The following is a 20,257-nucleotide window of genomic DNA, read 5'->3' on the forward strand; positions in this document are numbered from 1 at the left end:
CGCCTGCCCTGAGGTGGTTGCCCCGATGACGGCGAATCTCCGTTCCTACGACGAGTTGTTCATCGGCGGCCGGTGGCAGCAGCCGTCGACCGGGGATCGTCTTGCGGTCATCTCCCCGCATACCGAGCAGCCGATCGCCCACGCGCCCGCCGGGGGACCCGAGGATGTCGACGCGGCCGTCACGGCTGCCCGGCGTGCATTCGACTGTGGCCCGTGGCCCCGGCTGTCGGTGCAGGAGCGAATGGGCAAGATCGAACAGCTGGCCGCGGTCTACGGTCGGCACCTCGATGAGATGGCCGATCTGATCACCGCGCAGATGGGCTCGCCGCGCAGTTTCAGCCGGCTCGGACAAGCGGCCGGGGCCGCCTCGATGATTCACCTGGCACTCGCGGCGGCACGCGACTTCCCGTGGGTCGAGCGCCGGCAGGGTGTACTGGGCGAGGCGCAGGTGCGCCGCGCGCCGGTGGGTGTGGTGGGGGCGATCGTGCCGTGGAATGTGCCGCAATGCCTGATCATGCCCAAGCTGATCCCCGCGCTCATTGCAGGCTGCCCCATGATCATCAAGCCGGCTCCCGAAACACCCTTGGACGCCTTGTGGTTGGCCGAAATGATCGAACCGTTGGAACTGCCGGAAGGCGTCGTGTCGGTGGTGACCGGCGGTCGGGAGGTCGGCGAGGCGCTGGTCCGCCATCCGGGTGTGGACAAGATCGCCTTCACCGGATCCAGTGCCACCGGGCGGCGCATCGCGGCCTTGTGCGGCGAGCAGCTCAAGCGGGTGAGTCTGGAACTCGGCGGCAAGTCGGCGGCCATCATTCTCGATGACGCCGACATCGCCAAAACCGTCGTGGGGCTGAAGACCGCCGGCCTGATGAACAACGGCCAGGCCTGCGTCGCGCAGACCCGCATCCTGGTCAGCCGGAACCGCCATGACGACGTCGTCGACGCACTTGCCGACATGATGTCAAGCCTCACCGTCGGGGATCCCGACGACGACAAGACCGACATCGGACCCCTTGTCTCGCAACGCCAACAGCATCGGGTACAGGATTTCATCCGGTCCGGGCAGCAGCAGGGGGCACGCCTGGTGGTCGGCGGTGACGACGCCCCGCTTGCGCGCGGCTGGTACGTGCGCCCGACGCTGTTCACCGGGGCCACCAACGACATGCGGATCGCTCGTGAGGAGATATTCGGTCCGGTCCTGACGGTGCTCACCTACACCGACGAGGACGACGCGATCCGGATCGCCAACGACAGCGACTACGGTCTTGCCGGATCGGTGTGGACCGCCGACACCGCGCACGGCCTGGACATCGCCGCTCGGGTGCGCACCGGCACGTACGGCATCAACATGTACATGCTCGACATCAGCACCCCGTTCGGCGGCTACAAACACTCGGGCATCGGGCGGGAATTCGGGCCAGAAGGCTTGGCGGAGTACGTGGAATTGCAGTCGATCGCGTGCAACGGGAAGTTGCCGTCGCTCAAGACGGTTGGGGAAGCTGCAGAGTGATCTGTACCGGGCAGCACACCACGTCATGCTGATTGCGCACCTCGATCCGCAGGTCGACCAGGTAGCGCGGCGGATTCACCGTGGTGTCACAGCGTTTCGCCACCGCCTGCCCTCGACCGACCATGGTGTCGCCCGCGTAGATCGAACCCACCAGTCGCATTGAGCGTCGTACCACCCGACTGCCGGGCCCCGCCCAGTCGGTCGCGATCCGGTCGGCGAATCCGGCCAGGTGCATGGTATTGACGAAAATCGTTGGATTACCTTGGCTCTGAGCATAAGCGGGGTCGAAGTGGCCCGGAAAGTAGTCCCAGGTGGCGCCGGCGTTCTCGACCACGCGTTGGTAGCTGATCTCATCGACCACTTCGGGAAGGTCGGTGGGAGTGCTGATCGAGTCCCAGTTCAGTTCGGTCATGGGACCGGCTCGGGGGTGAATCTGAACAGGGTGTTGCGGGAGGTTGCGACGACGGCGCCGCCCTGCCGACGGTAGGTCTCCAGCGTCTCGACGAAGTGGCCGACGCCCAGGCGGGTCCGTTTCTCCGGCGACACCGACACCAGCTCCTCCACGGCGGACAGCCGATCCCCTTCCAGGATCGGATGTAGGAACTCGACCTCGTTAGCGGCGTTGATGAAGGTGTTGCCCGGCAACGGAACCCGCAGGGCAAGAGAAGCGGTCGGCGGGCGGCCCACTGGTTGCCAAGGTGGCGGGATCAGCCAACCCATCAACAATGCCGGGGGTGCCAGCAAGCCTCCCCACCGATCACGGGCGTAATCGGCGTCCCAGTAGGACCGGTTCCCGTCCCGAACCATCGCCGCGAACAACTGGATCCGTGCCGCGCTGATCGGTGTTGCCGCCGTGCGTGTCTCACCCGTCGTGCCGACCATCCGCAGCGCGTCTTCGTAGCTGCCGAAGGCGATCTGGTAACTCAGCTCCACTACATGCTCACCCGACCAGGTGGCGGCTGGTCGCCGAATCCCAGACGAGCTCGCGCGAAGCGAAATACCAGCCTCCGCGCTCGTAGATCAGCTCGTCCCGGTAGCTGCCGGTGGACCGCAGCGTCGTGCTGTCGTTGTCGACGGCAGCGAAGAGTATTGCCACACAGTGCTGTGTCGCGTGCACGCCGTCCACGTGGATCTCATGGTCGACGGTGACCAGCCGCTGCCCCTCCCGGCCGTCGAAGGCCGACCACAGGTCGGTGAACGACTCGCCACCACGGACGTACCGGGCGCCGGAATGACGGAAGGTCGCTACCCAAGCGTCGCGGTTCCCGTCGGAGTAGGCCCGGTTGTGCCGCGCGGTCAGATCAAGGATCCCCGCACGGCCGGTCACGGCCGCGAGCATCTGGTGTTCCTGATAGGTCATCGTCATCGTTGTTCTCCAGCCTGCCTTTTACCGACTCACTACGTATCCGTGGCTCTCACGATCCCATGCGCCGCTGGACAATCCCCGAGCACGCAACAGGTCTTTGCGGATCCGCCCGATCACGTTCTTGGGGAGTTCATCGACCTTATCGACAAACCTGGGCACACAGAAGTAGGGCATCCGGGCGCCACAGAAATCCAGCAACTCCCTGAAATCCATTGTCGCTCCCGGTCGCAACGTCACGACCACCAAGATGTCGTCCTCGCCGAGGGCACTGGGGACCGCGATCGCGGCGGCTTCGGCCACGGCCGGGTGACTGAGCACCACGGCTTCTAGTTCCACCGATGAGACGTTCTCACCCCGCCGGCGCAGCGAATCCTTGACCCGGTCCACGTAGGTCAGGTTTCCCTCACCGTCCAGCTTGCCGAGGTCCCCGGTGTGGAACCAGTCCGGATGGGGATCCACCTGCGGTGCCGCCCCGTCACCGGCCCGCACGTACCCTTGGCTCATGACGTGGGCAAATCTCGGCCGGCAAATGATCTCACCGACGCACCCGGCCGGTAGCTCGGTGCCGCCGGTGTCGATGATGCGCACCTCGAAGTTCGGGTTGGTGCGGCCGGAGGTCCCGGGCACCCCGTCGTAGGAAACGCCGTTGACGGCGAGCGGAAAGGCCTCGGTCAAGCCGTACATGGTGACAACGGCGCACCCGTAACGTTTTTCGATCCTCCGATAGGAAACCATGTCGATGGGGGCCGCGGATATGAAACGTAATGGCAGGTGCGCGTCACGCGGATCTTCCGGCAGGTTCAGCAACATCGACACCATCGCACCCGCGCCCACGAAGCCGACGGCGTCGCGTGCCCGCACGTCGTCCCAGACCTCGCCGGGATGGAAAGCGCTGGCAATGACCGTTGTTCCAGCCACCAACATCGGCGCCAGCACACTGGGTGCCGCACTGAGGTGAAACAGCGGCATCGCGGTCCACAGCACCTCCCCCGGCGCGAACTCCCATGCCGCCACCGCGGTGGCCGCCACGGTGAAAAGGTAGTGCCACGATGTGGCAACGGCTTTCGACGGCCCCGTGGTGCCCGAGGTGAAGAAGAGCGAGCCGTTTTCACTCCCGGCGACCGCCGGTACCGAGATGTCTTGCCTCAGCGCCTCGACGACCGAATCATCCTGGACCGAGAGCATGCCCAGATCGGCAATCTCATCAACACGGCTCCGGCGTTCAGCATCGGTAACGACCAGCCTGGCCCTTGACAGCTGCAGGTTGTGCAGCAGAAAGTCGCCCTTGTTGGCCGCGTTCACCGCGGCGCTCACTGCACCGATCCGGGCCGCGCCCAGCCAGAAGTAGATCCACTCCGGGCAGGTCGCGGTGAACAGTGCAACGCAGTCACCTGGTCCGATACCGTTGTCCACCAATATTTTCGCCGCTGCACAGGATCGTTGCCGCAGTTGCTCGAAGGTGATATCGCTTCCCCCGACCGACAGCATCACCCGGTCGGGGTACTGCTCGGCACGACGGTCCAGTACCGCGGGGACGGTGAAGCTGTCGACACCGAAGTCGGCAGGCTCCGGGGGTGCCATCAGGCTTGCGCAGCAGCCGGGTCAGGGTCACCGTCGGCGGTGTACCCGAAGTCGTTGAGCGACGGGTGTTTTCCCGGATAGAAGCGGTGCGCCCAGCGCCGCAGCGCCGCGTAGTCGTGCGCCTCCTCCGGCGCCAGGTTGGGCTTCTCCAGGTATTTCATGTTCTCCCAGGTGAAGAAGTCCTGTTTGATCACTTCCTGCTGCAGCGCCAGGAATTTGGCCGCCCGGCCGGTCGGCGCGTCACCGCTGTCGCCGGGCTCACGGATCGAGGCCTGGGTGTAGAAGTAATCGGTGTAGTCCTCGTCGACGGGGGTCTGGCCGGTCACCTGGCAGGTGGCGACCAGGTCGCTCGGGAAGCGAACGACACCCAGGCCCAGCGAGTAGTTGTCGTAGATGATCTTGGCATCCACCGGGCCGTTCGGCGTCAGCCAGGTCTTGGCCCGGCCGCCGCCGAAGTGGGCGTTGACGGTGGCGTGCAGGTGATAGCCGGATACCTCGAACGAGGCGGTGTTGGCGGGGTTGGCGGCCTTGTGCACGTATTGCACGTGATAGGGGTCGGCGGCGTTCTCGATGATCATCTGCGCGTGCACCTTGACCCGGTTCACCATTCGGGTGTGCGGATGCAGCGGGTAGTACTCGTCGGTTTCCAGCTCGGGCAGCACCGGCGGTTGCCAGTACGGTGCTCGGCCATGCCGTTCGTGCCAGACGAGAATGAAGCCGTACCACTCGGTGGTGGGGTAGGTACGGACCCGGACGTTGTTTTTGCAGCCGATCTTGCTGTAAGGGATCAGCGCGTTGGTGCCGTCGCCGCGCCACTGCCAGCCGTGCCACGGGCAGACGATGTGTTCGCCCTCGACGGTCCCGCCGACGCCCATGTTGGCGCCCAGGTGCTGACAGTAGGCGTCCAGCACATGCACCTTCCCGGATTTGGTGCGGAACAGCACCAATTCCTCGCCGAAGTAGTGCACCCGCTTGACCTCGCCCGCGGCGAGATCGGAGGCGAAGCCGACGATGAACCAGCCTGTGGGGAAGCGGTAGCTGGACAGCGCGATCCCCGACGGCCCGAACTCCTGTTCCGAAGGGTCTTCGGCCGACGCCAGGTCTGAGGATATGTCCGTCACGAGTTCTCCGTTCCCACGCGGCGCGCGGCGATGCGGCCCCCCACACGCTTCACCGCGGTTCGGCGCGTAGATCTATTTTTACTATCTTAGACATTGAACGTCAACGCGGGTGCTGACGCGTGATTCGACGCGGGTTCACACCGGCCCGTGCGACTACGTGGCATCGGTGCGTGCCACCCGATGCCAGCCAGCAATGATCCGCAACAACTCCGCCGTGTTCGGGGTCGCAAAAGACAAACTCGCACAGCCGATCCGCGCATGCTTCGAGTCCCGCCGAGCAACCAGGGTGACAAGATGGCCGGCGGTGGCGAAATCCGCTCGGCGTCCATGACCCGGCGGCACCGCCAATAGCTCAGCGCCGCGCAGCATTCCGCGACTAAGGGATCGTCGTCGGGAACGGCGGGACTTTTGAGCGTCGACAGGCGCGCGGACCATTGCGCAGGCGTCCGTGCTGTCGGCCGCTCTGGGCCGCGCGGTTAGACGCGGTGGGTGCCGTCATGGACTGTGCCGACGAGGTCCTGGAACAAGTCTTCTAGGGCCACCATGGCGACCACCTCGCCGTGGGCGTTGGTGACCACGGCGAGGTGGCTTTTGCTGCGGCCCAGCCGTGATAGGGCCTCGGGCAGCGGGAGCGTATCGCGCACCCGCTGCAGTGGTCGCACCGCTGAGCGGTCGACGATCGCGTCGGGATCGTCGATGAGCGGCAGCACGTCTTTGATGTGGAGGTATCCGATGAAGCGGTTGGGGCCGTCGACGACCGGGAAGCGCGAATACCCGGTCTGCGCGAGCGCGCGCTCGATTGCGTGCACCGTCGGTCCGCTGCCGGGGGCGGCGACCGGTACCGCGTGGATGTCGGTGAGTGGCAAGGCGACGTCGGCCACGGTGCGGTCGCGGATCTGCAGTGCGCGGGTGAGCCGGAGGTGTTCATCGGGCTCGAGCAGCCCCTCGGAGCGGGATTCGGCGATCATTTCGGCCAGTTCGACGGTGGAGACCGTCATGTCGAGCTCGTCTTTGACTTGCACGCCCACCGCCCGGAGCGTGGTGTTGGCGCACCAGTTGTAAAACGCGATCAATGGGCGCGCGACCCGCATCCAGATCAGGTAGGGCGGAATCAGCAGCATTGCGGTCGATTCCGGCCCGGCGATGGCGATGTTCTTGGGTACCATCTCGCCGAGCAGCACGTGCAACACCACCACGATGGTGATCGCAACGACGAACGAGACGCTGTGCAAGAGTGTTTCGGGGATGCCGAACACGTCGAAAGGCTTCTCCAGCAGGTGCGCGATGGCGGGTTCACCGATGCGCCCCAGCAGAATCGAGCACACCGTGATGCCCAGCTGCGCCCCGGCCAACATGAGCGACAAGTTTTCCCCGGCGCGGACGACGGCGACCGCGGTGTGCTTGCCCTGCTCGGCCAGCGCCTCAAGCCGGTCCCGGCGCGCCGAGATCAGCGCGAACTCCGAGCCGACAAAGAATGCGTTGGCGCCCACCAGCAGCACCGTGAGCAGCACCCCCAGCAGATCACTCACCAGCACCCGCCCCCTGGGTGCCGTGTCGGTTGGCCTCGAGTTTGACGAGCTCCAGCAGGTCGATGCGCCGGCCATCCACTCGGGTGACAGTCGCGCGCCAGTGGATCGGTTCGTCATAGGGCGCGGCCGGGTTGACCTCCCGTAGCTGCACCGACTCGCCTTCGACGGCCAGGTGGCCGAGTTCATGCAGCACGAGCCCGGCGATGGTGTCGTAATCACCCTCGGGTGCGCGGTATCCGGTGGCGTCAGCCACCTCGTCGATGCGCAGCAGCCCCGGCACCTGCCAGCCGTCACCGATGGCCATCACCGCCGGCGTGGGTTGGTCGTGTTCGTCGCGTACCTCACCGACGATCTCCTCGATGAGGTCCTCAACGGTCACCATTCCGGCGGTGCCGCCGTATTCGTCGATTACCAGCGCGGTTTGTAACCCGCTTGCGCGAATTGGCCCGAACACGGCGTCGCCTTTCAGCGTCGAGGGCACCGCCACCACAGGCTGGGCCAGATCGGCCAGCCGGGTGTGTGAGCGTTCGGCCCGTGGCAGCCGGAACACCTGCTTGATATGCACGATGCCGATGGTTTCGTCGAGGTCGCCCTCGACGATCGGGAAGCGGGAATAGCCGGTTTCGATGGCCTTGGCGATCAGGTCGGCGACGGTGTCGTCGGCGTGCAGCGCCTCGATCTCCGTCCGCGGGGTCCACAGTTCTTCGGCGGTGCGCGTACCGAACTGCAGCGATCGGTCCACCAGGCTCGCGGTGATCGGGTCCAGTGAGCCGTGGCGGGCCGAGTTGCGCACAAGCGACACCAGTTCCTGCGGCGACCGTGCCGAGCGCAGTTCCTCGGCCGGGTCGATACCCAGCCGCCGCAGGATCCAATTGGCTGTGCCGTTGGTCAACCGGATCAACGGGGTCAGCAGCTTCGAAAACAGCACCTGCGGCCCCGCCGAGGCCCGCGCGGTGGCTAGCGGTCGCGCCACCGCAAGGTTCTTTGGCACCAGCTCGCCGAACACCATCGACACCGAAGTGGCGATAAGCAACGCCGAGGCCAACGCCACGCCCAGCGACAAGTTCTCGGACATACCGAGCGCGGCGAGCGCCGGACTTAGCAGGCGCGCGATGAGCGGTTCGGCCAAATACCCGGTGATGAGCGTGGTGATCGAGATACCCACCTGCGCGCCGGAGAGCTGAAACGACAGCGTGCGGTGCGCCCGCTGCACCAACTGGTCGCGCCGCCCGCCTGTGCGGGCATTGGCGTCCACGGTGCTGCGTTCCAACGCCGTCAGCGAGAACTCCGCCGCAACAAACAGCGCCGTACCGGCGGTCAATGCCACGAAAGCCGCCAGCTCCAGCAACGTGACAAACAGGTTCATCGCTGACTCGAAGAACCACCGGCGGGCCAGGCGCCCTGCCAATCAACAGGAAACTCGGCGTCCGCGTCGCCCGCAGCGCCAACGTCACAGGTGGGAGCATCGGCCCGGAGGGCCACGCTCTCCTCGGTCCCCAGCGGCACGCGGCCCCTTTCGCTTATGCATGATCAACGGTCCCAAACCAACCGGCGCGCCTGAATCTCATACTAACGGCACTCACCCACCCCTCCCCAGCGCTCGCTCGCCACCGCCCCGTCCGGTGTGTGGTCGTACGCCCCCGGTTCGCCAGCCCGCCCGACCCGCTTATCGCCACCGGCATCAGACCCTCTCGGCCGGCGCGCGGGTACAGCATCACCCGGCTGATGCCCAGCGTCTTGGCGATCCGGCACCGGCTCGCCGCGTGGGCGAAAGGCCCCGGCTTGCCTGATCTGGTCGGCGGTCAGCGCGCGGGGTCTGCCAATAGGCAGGTCGCGGGCCTTGCGTGGCGTCGGGCCGCTCCGACGGCGTTATGCCGCGACACGCCGACACAGCCATAGCCGATCAGCGCTCAGGTGCCTAGGCAAAGCCGTTGCGACACAGACAAACCCGCTTTAGCCGGGCGAGTCAGCCCTCCCCGCAGCGCGGTTCCCATCTCGGCGGTTAACTCGCCAGATAGTTTCTCGCGGCGGCGCGGTGAATGTATCCCGCCCACTCTGCTCGATCATGGACGACCCCGAACCAACGGCATGCACCGTTCCGAATGGCCCTGGGCGCCACCAGGTGCCTTCGCACGACTACCCAACCGCCGCTACTCGGTGATGCGCAGGGCCGCCCTAGGGCACTGTTCGACCGCGGCGCGGACGTCGATCTCGCGGTCCGGCGGCACCGGACCGTCGGCGATTTGCACCACGTCCTCATCCCCCAGCTCGAAGATGTCCGCTGCGATGGATTCACAGAACCCGTTGGCCTCGCACATATCCGGGTCGACGATCACCCGCATCGGATGCCCCTTTCCTCAGAGCCCGACTGGTCGGGTCCCGATCACTTTGCCGGCCGCAAGATGCGCGAGTTCGTCCTGAGTCAGACCACACTGATCGCGCAGTACCTCTTCATTGTGCTCGCCGAGCGTCGGCGGCGGGCGCAGCAGCCAATGCCGCTGGCCGGCCAGCAGGGCGAACGGCGGCGTGGGATACAGGCCGGCACCCGTTCGCGGGTGCTGCAGCAACTCGAAAAAGCCACGGGCGCGCAGTTGCGGATTCTCGGTGACCAACGACGGCGAGCCGACAGGCGCTGCCGGAACGCCGGCCACCGCCAACAGTTCGACCGTCGCATCGCGGGGTTGTGTGGCGAACCAGTCCCGCAGCACGCGGTCGATTTCGTCGGCCCGTTCGCGGCGCCCGGCTTCGGTGGCCAATTCCTCATCGCGTAACGCACCCATCAGTTCGACCAGCGCCGCCCATTGACGGTCATCGCACACACTGACCGCGATCCAATCGTCGTCTCCGGCGCACCGGTAGATGTTCTGCAGCGCACCGCCGTGACCGCGGTTTCCCCGCCGGCTCAACGTCTTACCGAAGACCTCGGCCTCGATCGGCTGTACCGCAGTGGTGTTGAGCACGGTTTCCAGCATCGGCAGCTCTACCTGCTGGCCGGTGCCGGTGCGCTCGGCGAAGTTCAGCGCGGCCAGTACCGCGAACGCCGCATGCACGCCGGCCAGCGGGTCACACGCGCCGCGCGGAGTGACCGGAGGGGTTTCGGGCAGCCCGGTCACCCAGGTCAGGCCGCCGATCTGCTCCATGGTGGGGGCGAATCCGACCCGCTCGCGCCACGGTCCGGCCAGGCCGAAGGCCGGCATCCGGGTGACCACAAGGTGCGGGTTGATCTCCAGCAGCAAGTCGGCGGTCAGCCCGAAATGGTCCATCACGCGTGGCGAGAAGTTCTCGATCACCACATCTGCGCCGGCGACCAGGGTGCGGAACAGTCCGCGGCCTTCTTCGCTTCCCAAATCCAGTGTGACCGAACGCTTGTTGGTGTTCATCGCATGGAAGACCCAGCCGTACTCCCACCAGTCGTTCACATCGGTCCGCATACCGCCCGAGTAGCGGATGCCGTCGGGGCGCTGGATAGACTCGACCTTGACCACGTCGGCGCCGAACGCGGCGAGCAGGTGGGTGGCGGCCGGTCCGGCCCAGAAGGCGGTCAAGTCGACGATGCGCACGCCGAGCAGCGGTAGCTCGGGATCGGTGACAAGAGTCCCGGATTCGCTTTGCCCCCAAGGTGATTCGTCATCAGCCGACCCGAGGGTGGGCGCAGCACGCACCGGCGCCGGTCCGCATTCCGTCATCAGCCAGGGCGGACGCGGCTGGTGAAATCCCGCAGGATTCTCGACGAACACCCCGCGTTCGGTGATGTATTCCATGTCGCGGATGGTGGCGCCGTTACCCAGCGCCGCGATCGGCAACCGGAACAGCTGACCCAGCTCGACGATCTCGGCAACGGTGCGCTCGGCCATCCACGCACCGATGGATTCGTAGATGAAGTCGCGGTACTCCCATCGGCCGATCTGGAAGCGTAATTGCGGAATCTCTTCGAACTGAGGGCATTCGACCATCGCCGCGAAGTCCAGCCATTGCTGGCCGGTGACCATCGTGATCCCGACATAGCCGTCTTTGGCCGGCACGATCGACGGCACTTCCAGGGTGCGGCGGACCGGCGGCACCCGCAGCAATTGCGAATGCAGCCACTCGCTGCTCTGCATTGCGGTGATCGCCTCGAGCATGGACAGGTCCAGGTGCTCGCCCGGACCACCTCGCTGCACCCGGCGGCGCACGGCGAGCGCGCCGAACGCCGCGTAGACGCCGCCCATGTACTCGCCCAGGTCACCGCCTATCGAAATCGGGGGACCGGCCGGGTCGCCACGGAAACCGGTGCAACCCGACCACGCCTGCAAGGTGAACTCGGTGGCGGCGCGGTCGGCGAAAGGACCGGTCCAACCGAAGTCGGAGACGGTGACGACAACCGATCCCGGCGATCGGGCCAGCAAGCGTTGCGGATCAATGCCCAGCTCCGCGGCCCGCGCGGGCGCGGTAGCCAGGATCACCACATCGGCCCCGGCCAATTCGGCTTGAAATCGTGGTGATTCCGGTGACACGCTCAGACTGTCCTTGCCGGCGTTGAGATAGCAGAACAGCGGCGATGCGTGGCCGGGCGGGACCGGCGAACAGGTCGCCGTGTAGCCCCGCAACGGGTCCCCTTGTGGCGGCTCCACTTTGCGGACCTGCGCGCCGGCGTCCACCAACAGCTTGCCGCAGTAGCTGCCGGCCAAGCGGTCACTGACCTCGACGACCCGAAGTTCTTGCAGGGGCGTCGGCCGGCGATCGGCCCGGTGACTCACGCGGCTATTTATACCATTACTGCTAAAATAGCTAAGCCAGTCGAGTTCGCGGCCCACCAACCGCGCGCTCTCTCCTGCTGCAGGTTGCGAGGAATCGGATGACCGCCTTGGGCATTGGACCCGACGCCCGTCGCCGGCTCTCGGCGCCGAGAATTGCTGAAATCGTAGCCGACGAGTTGCGCCGTCAGATCATCGACGGCGAATTGGCGGACGGTGATCTGCTGCCGCGCCAGGAAGTGCTCGTCGAGCAGTTCAAGGTCAGCCTGGTCTCGCTGCGCGAGGCGCTGCGAATCTTGGAGACCGAGGGGCTGGTCTCGGTGCGGCGCGGTAACCGAGGCGGCGCCGTCGTACACGCACCGGCCAAGACCAGCGCCGCCTACATGCTCGGCCTCGTCTTGCAGAGCGAGTCGGTCGCCGTGAGCGACCTGGGTGCCGCGCTACAGGAACTCGAGCCCGCCTGTGCGGCCCTGGCCGCCCAGCGACCCGACCGCTCCGACACCCTGGTGCCGGAGCTCAAGCGGGTCAACGACGCCATGGCCGCGAACCTCGAAGACGGGCGGCTGTTCACCGAGATCGGTCGCGAATTCCACAATCTGATCGTCCGCGGCTGCGGCAACCACACCATCATCGCCGTCGTCGGCAGCCTGGAGACGCTGTGGAGCAGCCACGAACAACAGTGGGCCGACGAGAGCTCCGCGCGCGGCACCTATCCCTCGCTGGCCAAGCGGCGGGCGGCACTCAACACCCACCTCAAACTCACCGAGACCATTGCCGACGGCGATGTCGACCGGGCCCGCCGCATCGCGGGCCGCCACCTGGCCGACACCCAGACCTACGTGCTGTCCGGCCGGCCGGAACAACGAATCTACGCGTTGTCTCCGCAGGCATTGTCCCGTCCGCGGGATGTCCGGCGCCCTTGAGAACCCGCAGAACCGCTCTGATCACCGGCGGCAGCGGCGGTATCGGAAAAGCCTGCGCAGCCAGGTTGTGCGAGCTTGGCTACGACGTCGTGGTGGTGGCCCGCCGGGCGGTACCGCTGCAGGCGGCGGCCCAGGAGATCGGTGCCCGCGCCATCGTGGCCGACGCGTCCGACCCCGAGGAATTCGCCACGGCGATAAGCCCGCTCGAGTACATCGACCTCGTCGTGCACGCCTCCGGGGCTCTGGGCGGAACATACGCGCGCAAGCAGACATTCGAGCAGTGGCGCACCATCATCTCGGCCAACCTGGACTCCTGCTTCGTGGTGACCTCGGCGGTGTTGCCCCGGATGCGGCCGGGTTCACGTCTGATCTTCATCTCCTCCTCCGCGTCGCACGAACCGATGATGGCGCGCACCGCCTATTCGGCATCCAAAGCGGGCATGAACGCGTTCGCCCGTGCCTTGGCGACGGAGGTCGACCGGGACGGTATCGCCGTGCACCTGGTGACGCCCGGCCCGGTGGAAACCGAGATGCTGCAAGATGTCCCGTTCGAGATGCACGCGATTCAGGTGTCCGACATCGCCAATGCCGTGGCATGGCTGGACACCGTCGACCCGTCGGTCGACTTACCGGAGATCCGGCTCAGTGCGGTACAACGCGGCCCATTCGCGCGTCCGCCGGTCGTGCCTACCGAAGTGCGCCGGCGTCGTTCGGAAAGCTCCTGATGACCGATTCGCCGAATTCCTCGAGGGTGTGCGGTGCCGCGAAGTCGGCGAACCAGACATAGAAGCGTTCGACCCGCTGCCCGGCCAGGCCGGCGAAGTGCGCGACCAACTCGTCGGCGACGCCACAGACCAGGCCCGGTCCCAGGTGACCGAACCGCCGGACACTCACCTCACGCACGGCGGCGGGATCGGCTCCGGTCCGCGCGAACCCGACCATCTGCTGGACAGAGATCCGGGCGGATCCCGTGGAGTCGGCCAGCCGGGGTAGCCGGTCCAGATGATTCGCCTGCAAGTTCCACCAATCTGCGTACTGGGCAACAAGTTTCATCAGCCTTCGACCGCTGCCACCGAGAATCAGCGGTATCGGATGTGCGGGCTGCGGGTTCTGGCCCCCTGCCCAATATCGCGTGATCGCCTCGAGATTGCGACCAAGTCGTTCCACCCGGGCGACGGGATCCTGCTGACCCACCTCGAATTTGGCGAATTCCTCGGGCCAGGAGCCCGACCCCAGCCCGAGGTCGAACCTACCGGCGGAGGCAGCGGACAGCGTGACGGCCTGCTTTGCCAGCACCGCCGGATGCCGGAATGCATCGCACAGCACCAGGTGTCCGATCCGCAACCGCTGCGTGCCGGCCGCAACCCAGCCGGCGATGCCCATTGCCTCCCAGATGGTTTCACCGGGCTGGCCCGGGGCTTCCAGATGGTCGATGAAGGCGATTCCGTGGAACCCGGCAGCCTCGGCGCGCTGCGCGCGGTCCACGATGTCGGCGAGCGGCAACCGTACCTGCGGCAGGAACAGATACCACTCGACCATGCGACCCACCATTCCCGGCGTCTGCGATTGCGTGCCGCTCGCTAGTTTACTATTTTTATTATGTTAGGGGTGTTATGAATGTTGGACTGACGTCGGAGCAGCTGGCGCTGCGCGACACCGTGCGGGGCATCCTGCGCGCCGAGTGCCCACCCGATGCTGCTCGCCACGCTCTGGAGGATCCGGAGCGCTGGCGCACCCTGTGGAAGACGTTCGTCGACCTGGGCTGGACGGAGCTGGCCCGGTCTGACGTGGCCGGGGAATTCGGCCCCATGGAGCTGACGGTGGTGCTCGAGGAGTGCGGCGCCGCAATCGCACCGGTCCCCTTGTTGAGCAGCATCGGCCTGGCCGCGGGCGCACTTCGCGTCGCCGGCCCGCAGTTCGACGGCGTGTTGAGCGAGATCGCCTCGGGTGCCGTCGCCACCTTGGCGGTGCACTCCCCCGGCGCCCGATCGGCCGGCGCCCCCATGACATTGCGCGACGGGCGCCTGCGCGGACGCGCGGTCACCGTCCCCGACGCAGCCCGTGCGGAGCTGATCGTCACCCTGGCCGATGCCGGCGGCCGCGGGCTGGTGGCAGCTGTCGCACGCGCCGGTGAGGGCGTCACCGTCCTGGCCGGTGAGTCGATCAACCCCGCCCGACCGGTCGCCGACGTCGAGATCGACGCCGCACCCGTCGCCGTGGGCGCGGTGGCATCCGTCGAATCCGTACTGGCGGCGCCACTGGTGGCCGCGGCCGCGGATCTGGTCGGCGTGGCCTCGGCCGCCTTGGCGCGCTCCGTCGACCACGCCAAGACCCGCCGTCAGTTCGGCACCACGATCGGCGCGTTCCAGGGCGTCAAACACGCACTCGCAGACAACTACGTGAGTGTGGAACGCGCCCGCAGTCTTACCTATGCGGCCGCGGCACGCCTCGATGATCCCGACCCATGGACCGTGGCGGCCCTGGCCAAGGCGGCCGCCGGCGAGGCGGCGACCGCCTGCGCCCGTGCCGCAGTCCAGGTGCACGGCGCGCTGGGACAGACCTGGGAGCACGACACTCACCTGTATGTCCGGCACGCATGGCAGGGCGGCGCCCTGCTGGGCGACAGCCGCGCGCTGTACTACGAGGTGGGCCGCCGGTTCGCGGGAGGCACCGAATGACCGCGCTGCTAGACGAATTCGGCACCTGGCTGAGCGACTTCCTGCCGGCCGACTATTACGAGCGGTATCGCGACTACCGCTGGGACATTCCGTTGCGGCGCGACTATCAGCGCGCAGCCTTCGAAGCCGGTTGGCTGCAGCCGACCTGGCCCCGCGAGCACGGCGGCCGGTCACTGGGCCTGCGTGAGGCGATGGAGGTACGCATCGAAGCCGCGCTGCGGTCGGCGCCCAAGCTGCCCAATATTCAGGGGCCCGGCGTCGTCGCACCCGGCATTCGACAGTTCGGTACACCGGCGCAGATCGACCGGCTGCTGGTGCCGCTGCTGCGGGGGGACGAATGGTGGGCGCTGGGCATGTCCGAGCCCGAGGCCGGATCGGACTTCGCCGGACTGCGCACCCGCGCTGAGCGGCACGGTGACGTGTTTCGGGTTACCGGCCACAAGATCTGGACCACCCAGGCCCACGAGTCACGCTGGTGCACTCTGTATGCCCGGACTGATCCGGACGCGCCCAAGCACCGCGGCATCTCCTGCCTGATTCTGGATCTTGAGTCACCTGGGGTGCGGATCGAACCCATTCGGATGGCGTCGATTTCCGACGAGACGTTCTGCGAGGTCTTCCTCGACGAAGTCGAGGTGCCGGTTAAGAACCTGCTGGGTCCGCTCAACGGCGGCTGGAACGTCGCGATGTCGTCCTTACACCATGAGCGCCAGATGATCTGGATCATGAACTGGGTCGAGATCAAGCGGGGTCTGGAGTCGGTCCGCCACGCCGCATCAGGGGGCATCTACACCGAACTCGGCGCGCTGCTCGCCGACGCCGAAGCGCTGCACGCCACCGGGTACCGGGCCTTGGGCAACGAGCTCGCCGGTCGGCCCAGCCCGGAGGCAGACACCATGAAACTGCTGGGATCGATTACCTTGCAACGGGTCTGGGAACTCAGCGCGGCCGCGGCGGGACCAGCCTCAACCGGCGATCCCGACCTGCTGTTCGAACGGCAGGACGCCCTGGCCGCGACCATCTACGGCGGGACCTCGGAGGTCCAACGCAACATCATCGCCGAGCGACTGCTCGGGTTGCCGAAGGGATGACCAACGATGGATTATGACCTCGGTGACGACGCCGGTGAACTGCGAAACCGGTTGCGGCAATTGATTGCCGAGCACATCCCCGCGGACTTCCTGGGCGCCTGTACCGACGATCCCGACGACCTGGCCACCACCGAATCGTTCTGCAAGCTACTGGCCTCCGAGGGGCTGCTGGCGCTGGCCTGGCCGAAAGAGCATGGTGGCGGCGGTGGTTCGATCTGGCAGCAGACGGTACTGCGCGAAGAGATGTGGGCCAACTACGAGCCCCGCGGACCGCAGTACATGGGGATCAACTGGGTCGGCCCGGCAATCATGCGGTACGGGACACCCGAGCAGCAGACCAAGCACCTCTCCGGAATCGCGTCCGGAGAGGTGATCTGGTGCCAGGGATTCTCCGAACCGGAAGCCGGAACCGATCTGGCATCGTTGCGCACCCGCGCCGTGCCGGACGGCAAGGGCTGGCGAATCACCGGGCAGAAAGTGTGGACGTCGTATGCCCGGATGGCCTCCTGGTGCGTGCTGGCCGCGTGCACCCACCCGGATGCCCCGAAACCCAAGCGGCTCACCCTGTTTCTCATTCCCATGGATCGGCCGGGCTTCACCGTCCGGGGTATCTCGTCCATGCTCGGACCTCATCACCTCAACGAGGTTTTCCTCGACGACCTGCCGGCCTATCCCGGCGATGTGCTGGGCGAGCCCGGCGACGGCTGGCGGGTGATGCGCGAGGCGTTGGCGTTCGAGCGGGTCGGCATCGCCCGCTACGCCCGCTGCGAGTCACTGCTGCACCGAATGCAGACCGAACTCGGCGCCGACTGGGACCGGTTACCCGAATCGATTCGCTCCCGGTGGGTTCGCGCGCTCGTCGATCTGCGGGTGGCCCGGCTGATGGCCTATCGGGCCGTGTCTCTGCAGGACGACCCTGCGGCGGGCGCGGCGGCCAGCGCTGCGCGCATCGCCACCACCACCTGCGATCAGCTGGTCGCCGAGTTGCTGTTGGATGTGCTGGGCCCCACCGCGCTGGACAGCGGCAGCTCCGCGGCGCTGTACGGGGCGGTCGACGACCACTGGCGCTATGCGCAGGCCGCGACCGTCGCCTCGGGCACCATCGAGGTGCAGCGGATGCTGGTGGCCCGCGACGTATTAGGAGAACGTCGGTGAATACCGAACTGCCACAAGATATTATCGATTTTTCCGCGGTCGCCGTCAAGCAGCTGACCCGGTTGGGTGGACCGCAGATGGCGCTGCGCGCCGAAACCGACGACAGCCTTCGGTTCGCGGCACGCGACGCGTTAGCCGGGCTCGGCGCCTTCGACCTCGACGTCCGCTCCGGAGCCGACGATCTGCTGGCAGCCGCGGTGCTCTGCCAGGCTGCCGGAGCAACGGCCCTGCCGTACCCGCTGGTCGAGGAAATGCTGGCGGTCGACGGCGCCCGGCTGAGTCTGGTGAACCCTCGAGCCCCGCGCATCGACCACGGCGATCTGCCGGGCGCGTGGCTCGCCACCGATCTGGACGGCACCGGGTACCGGCCTCAACCGGCGGCGCGGACGGCGGCCAAACTGGGGCCGTTTCTGGTGCCGGCCACCTTGTCGGCACCCATTGGCACCCTGCCCGCGGCCGACGTTAACCTTCATCTCGTGCTGGGATCATGGCGGATTCTGGGGGCGATGCAGCAGGCGTTGGACATCGCCACCGGGCACGTCCGGGCGCGGGAGCAGTTCGGGAAACCGCTGGCAGATTTTCAGGCCGTCAGATTCGCCGTCGCGGATGCCGCGGTGGCGGTGCGGGGCCTGCACGAGCTTGCCAAGTACACCTTGTGCCGACCGGATTCGCTACCGGCCCAGATGCTTTCGGCCGATGCACTGATCTTGCGCCTCAAGGCGGCCGATACGGCGCGCCAGCTGCTACGCACCGCGCATCAGCTGCTCGGCGCGCTCGGCTTCTGCGACGAGTCCGACATCAGCGTGCTCGACCGGCACACCCAGCCGCTGATCCGACTGCCGCTGAGCTCCGAGGCGCTGGCCTTGCGACTGATTCCGGATGTCCGGGACGGGCACTTCGAGACGCTGTTCAGCGGGCAAATCCCGGCATGAACCAGCCCGTCGCTGCCGAAGTGCCGCCGAATCCGTTCGCGGACGGCGTCCCGTTCGCGACCAAGCTGACTGAGCTTGCCGAGCAACAGCGCGACGACGCCGCGGTGACGGTCGTCTCGCTGAACGGCAGCGTGCAGGCCCTGACCTTCGGCGAACTCGATGCGCGGGCCAATCAGTGGGGGCGGGCACTGCTCTCGCGGGGCGTGCAGACGGGTTCGCTGGTGGCGATAGCGATTCCGAACTCGATGCACCTCGTGCTGGCCACGCTGGGGTGCTGGAAGGTCGGCGCCGTTCCCATTCCCATGCACTGGGACCTGCCCGAGTGGGAACGCGACCGGGTGCGGACGGTGATCGATCCGGCCGTGGTGGTCGACGACACCAGCCGTTGGGAGTTGGACGCAGTCGCGGCTGCCGCGCCGAGCCGTCCGCTGCCGACAGCCGTCTCCCCCACCGCCAACGGTATCTGTTCCAGCGGGTCCACCGGTGTACCCAAGGTGATCCTCAACCTGGCGCCGTCGCTGTGGATACCGCAGCAGGGTGAGCCGTTCCTGGAGAATTGGACGCCGGTGCCCAGGCCGCAGCGGATCATGGTGCCCGCACCGATGTATCACACCAACGGGTTCGCCCCGTTGTTGATGCTGCTGGGCGGCGACCACCTGGTGATCCTCGAAAAGTTCAACGCGCCAGTGTTTGTGGATACGATCGAGCGCTACCGGATCACCAATTTCACGGCCACGCCGACCATGCTGTCCCGCGTCGCCGCACTGCCGGACATCGGGCGACGCGACCTGTCCAGCATTGTGTTCATCCTGCAGGGCGCCGCGGTGATGCCACCGTCGTTGTTGCACACCTGGTTCGAGTTGCTCAGCCCGGAACAGATCGTGATGGCCTACGGCATGACCGAGAATCTCGGCCTCACCGCGCTGCGCGGCGACGAGTGGCTGAGCCATCCCGGCAGCGTGGGCCGTGGCTTCCGGGACACCGAGATCCGGATCCTGGACACCGACAAACGGCCGTTGGGTCCGGGCGAGCAGGGCGATGTCTACCTGCGTGCGCCGATGAGCGCCGGCTACCGTTATCTGGGCGGGGCTCCCCCGCTGCCGTCGACCGAGGACGGGTTTCGCTCGGCCGGCGACATCGGTCACTTGGATCCGGACGGCTACCTGCACATCACCGACCGGCGCGCTGACATGATCGTCAGCGGCGGTGCCAATGTCTTTCCGGCAGAAGTGGAATCGGCGTTGTCGGGACATCCCGGTATCGCCGATGTCGTCGTCATCGGGCTGCCCGATGCGCGGTGGGGACGGCGAGTCCACGCCGTCGTTCATGCTGCGGGCCCGCTCACCGAGCAGCAGGTGATCGAGTATGCGAAGAGCCGACTCGCACCGTACAAGGTCCCCAAGACGGTCGAATTCGTCGACAGCATCCCCCGCACCGCGGCCACCAAGGTGAACCGCGCCGCCATGATCGCGGCGCGGGGCGGCTGACCGCAACCTGTCACCGCACGCCGACACGCCGAACGTGAGTTCTACGACGTCCGACCCGCGGGTCGCGTCGCGGATTTCGCACTCGGGCGCGGCGGACGCTAGCCCCGGGACGTCCGATCCGTGCGGCATTGGAGAATGTGCTTGGAATGAC

Annotated in this window: 18 protein-coding genes; 8 read left to right on the forward strand and 10 right to left on the reverse strand. The window is 66.8% G+C overall.

From position 1 onward, the window contains the following. The first annotated feature begins 25 nt into the window (after positions 1-25). Complete coding sequence (locus AC5Y7D_RS02785; protein ID WP_499921302.1) at positions 26-1,510, forward strand: aldehyde dehydrogenase; 1,485 nt, start codon at positions 26-28, stop codon at positions 1,508-1,510. Here the strand turns inward: AC5Y7D_RS02785 and AC5Y7D_RS02790 are convergent. From AC5Y7D_RS02790 to AC5Y7D_RS02830, 9 genes are all read right to left on the reverse strand, one after another. Then, positions 1,482-1,922 carry a MaoC family dehydratase gene (locus AC5Y7D_RS02790; protein WP_499921305.1) on the reverse strand — a complete coding sequence of 147 codons (441 nt, stop codon included), beginning with the start codon at positions 1,920-1,922 and terminating at the stop codon, positions 1,482-1,484. The two genes, AC5Y7D_RS02785 and AC5Y7D_RS02790, sit on opposite strands and share 29 nt — an antisense overlap. Continuing rightward, on the reverse strand, positions 1,919-2,392 hold the full coding sequence (locus AC5Y7D_RS02795) for a MaoC family dehydratase (RefSeq protein ID WP_499921702.1): 474 nt from the start codon (positions 2,390-2,392) through the stop codon (positions 1,919-1,921). The genes AC5Y7D_RS02790 and AC5Y7D_RS02795 overlap by 4 nt, the downstream gene beginning before the upstream one ends. 58 nt (positions 2,393-2,450) lie before the next feature. Then, complete coding sequence (locus AC5Y7D_RS02800; protein WP_499921307.1) at positions 2,451-2,876, reverse strand: nuclear transport factor 2 family protein; 426 nt, start codon at positions 2,874-2,876, stop codon at positions 2,451-2,453. A 21-nt stretch (positions 2,877-2,897) separates the two neighbouring features. Further along, entirely contained in the window at positions 2,898-4,457 is a 1,560-nt protein-coding gene (locus AC5Y7D_RS02805; protein ID WP_499921309.1) for an AMP-binding protein, read from the reverse strand. After that, positions 4,457-5,578: a Rieske 2Fe-2S domain-containing protein gene (locus AC5Y7D_RS02810; RefSeq protein ID WP_499921311.1), complete on the reverse strand. Its 1,122-nt coding sequence runs from the start codon at positions 5,576-5,578 to the stop codon at positions 4,457-4,459. The genes AC5Y7D_RS02805 and AC5Y7D_RS02810 overlap by 1 nt, the downstream gene beginning before the upstream one ends. A gap of 476 nt (positions 5,579-6,054) precedes the next feature. Continuing rightward, positions 6,055-7,107 (reverse strand): hemolysin family protein, encoded by a 1,053-nt coding sequence (locus AC5Y7D_RS02815; RefSeq protein WP_499921313.1) that lies wholly within the window; start codon positions 7,105-7,107, stop codon positions 6,055-6,057. Then, the gene (locus tag AC5Y7D_RS02820; RefSeq protein ID WP_499921315.1) at positions 7,100-8,473 is read right to left on the reverse strand and encodes a hemolysin family protein; all 1,374 of its coding nucleotides are present in this window, start codon (positions 8,471-8,473) and stop codon (positions 7,100-7,102) included. Before AC5Y7D_RS02820 ends, AC5Y7D_RS02815 begins: the two co-directional genes overlap by 8 nt. A 784-nt stretch (positions 8,474-9,257) precedes the next feature. Next, positions 9,258-9,449, reverse strand: a complete 192-nt coding sequence (locus AC5Y7D_RS02825; protein ID WP_499921317.1) for a ferredoxin — start codon at positions 9,447-9,449, stop codon at positions 9,258-9,260. Positions 9,450-9,464: 15 nt separating this feature from the next. Continuing rightward, complete coding sequence (locus tag AC5Y7D_RS02830) at positions 9,465-11,855, reverse strand: CaiB/BaiF CoA-transferase family protein (protein WP_499921704.1); 2,391 nt, start codon at positions 11,853-11,855, stop codon at positions 9,465-9,467. A gap of 86 nt (positions 11,856-11,941) precedes the next feature. Here AC5Y7D_RS02830 and AC5Y7D_RS02835 point away from each other — a divergent pair, with 86 nt between their 5' ends. Together AC5Y7D_RS02835 and AC5Y7D_RS02840 are read left to right on the forward strand one after the other, a co-directional pair. Next, the gene (locus AC5Y7D_RS02835; RefSeq protein WP_499921320.1) at positions 11,942-12,763 is read left to right on the forward strand and encodes a FadR/GntR family transcriptional regulator; all 822 of its coding nucleotides are present in this window, start codon (positions 11,942-11,944) and stop codon (positions 12,761-12,763) included. Further along, complete coding sequence (locus AC5Y7D_RS02840; protein WP_499921322.1) at positions 12,760-13,488, forward strand: SDR family oxidoreductase; 729 nt, start codon at positions 12,760-12,762, stop codon at positions 13,486-13,488. Before AC5Y7D_RS02835 ends, AC5Y7D_RS02840 begins: the two co-directional genes overlap by 4 nt. On the opposite strand, the gene AC5Y7D_RS02845 is transcribed toward AC5Y7D_RS02840, so the two are convergent. Further along, a complete protein-coding gene (locus AC5Y7D_RS02845; RefSeq protein WP_499921324.1) occupies positions 13,451-14,302 on the reverse strand; it encodes an LLM class flavin-dependent oxidoreductase in 852 nt (283 codons plus the stop codon). The genes AC5Y7D_RS02840 and AC5Y7D_RS02845 overlap by 38 nt on opposite strands. 74 nt (positions 14,303-14,376) lie before the next feature. Here AC5Y7D_RS02845 and AC5Y7D_RS02850 point away from each other — a divergent pair, with 74 nt between their 5' ends. From AC5Y7D_RS02850 to AC5Y7D_RS02870, 5 genes are read left to right on the forward strand one after another with little or no spacing between them, the layout of a single operon-like run. Beyond that, on the forward strand, positions 14,377-15,441 hold the full coding sequence (locus AC5Y7D_RS02850; RefSeq protein WP_499921326.1) for an acyl-CoA dehydrogenase family protein: 1,065 nt from the start codon (positions 14,377-14,379) through the stop codon (positions 15,439-15,441). After that, positions 15,438-16,532 carry an acyl-CoA dehydrogenase family protein gene (locus AC5Y7D_RS02855; protein WP_499921328.1) on the forward strand — a complete coding sequence of 365 codons (1,095 nt, stop codon included), beginning with the start codon at positions 15,438-15,440 and terminating at the stop codon, positions 16,530-16,532. The genes AC5Y7D_RS02850 and AC5Y7D_RS02855 overlap by 4 nt, the downstream gene beginning before the upstream one ends. Positions 16,533-16,538: 6 nt before the next feature. Further along, positions 16,539-17,687: an acyl-CoA dehydrogenase family protein gene (locus AC5Y7D_RS02860; protein WP_499921330.1), complete on the forward strand. Its 1,149-nt coding sequence runs from the start codon at positions 16,539-16,541 to the stop codon at positions 17,685-17,687. Continuing rightward, complete coding sequence (locus AC5Y7D_RS02865; protein WP_499921333.1) at positions 17,684-18,619, forward strand: acyl-CoA dehydrogenase family protein; 936 nt, start codon at positions 17,684-17,686, stop codon at positions 18,617-18,619. Before AC5Y7D_RS02860 ends, AC5Y7D_RS02865 begins: the two co-directional genes overlap by 4 nt. Next, positions 18,616-20,106: a class I adenylate-forming enzyme family protein gene (locus AC5Y7D_RS02870; protein ID WP_499921336.1), complete on the forward strand. Its 1,491-nt coding sequence runs from the start codon at positions 18,616-18,618 to the stop codon at positions 20,104-20,106. Before AC5Y7D_RS02865 ends, AC5Y7D_RS02870 begins: the two co-directional genes overlap by 4 nt. Positions 20,107-20,257 lie beyond the last annotated feature (151 nt).

Source organism: Mycobacterium sp. NGS49 (genome assembly GCF_059812565.1).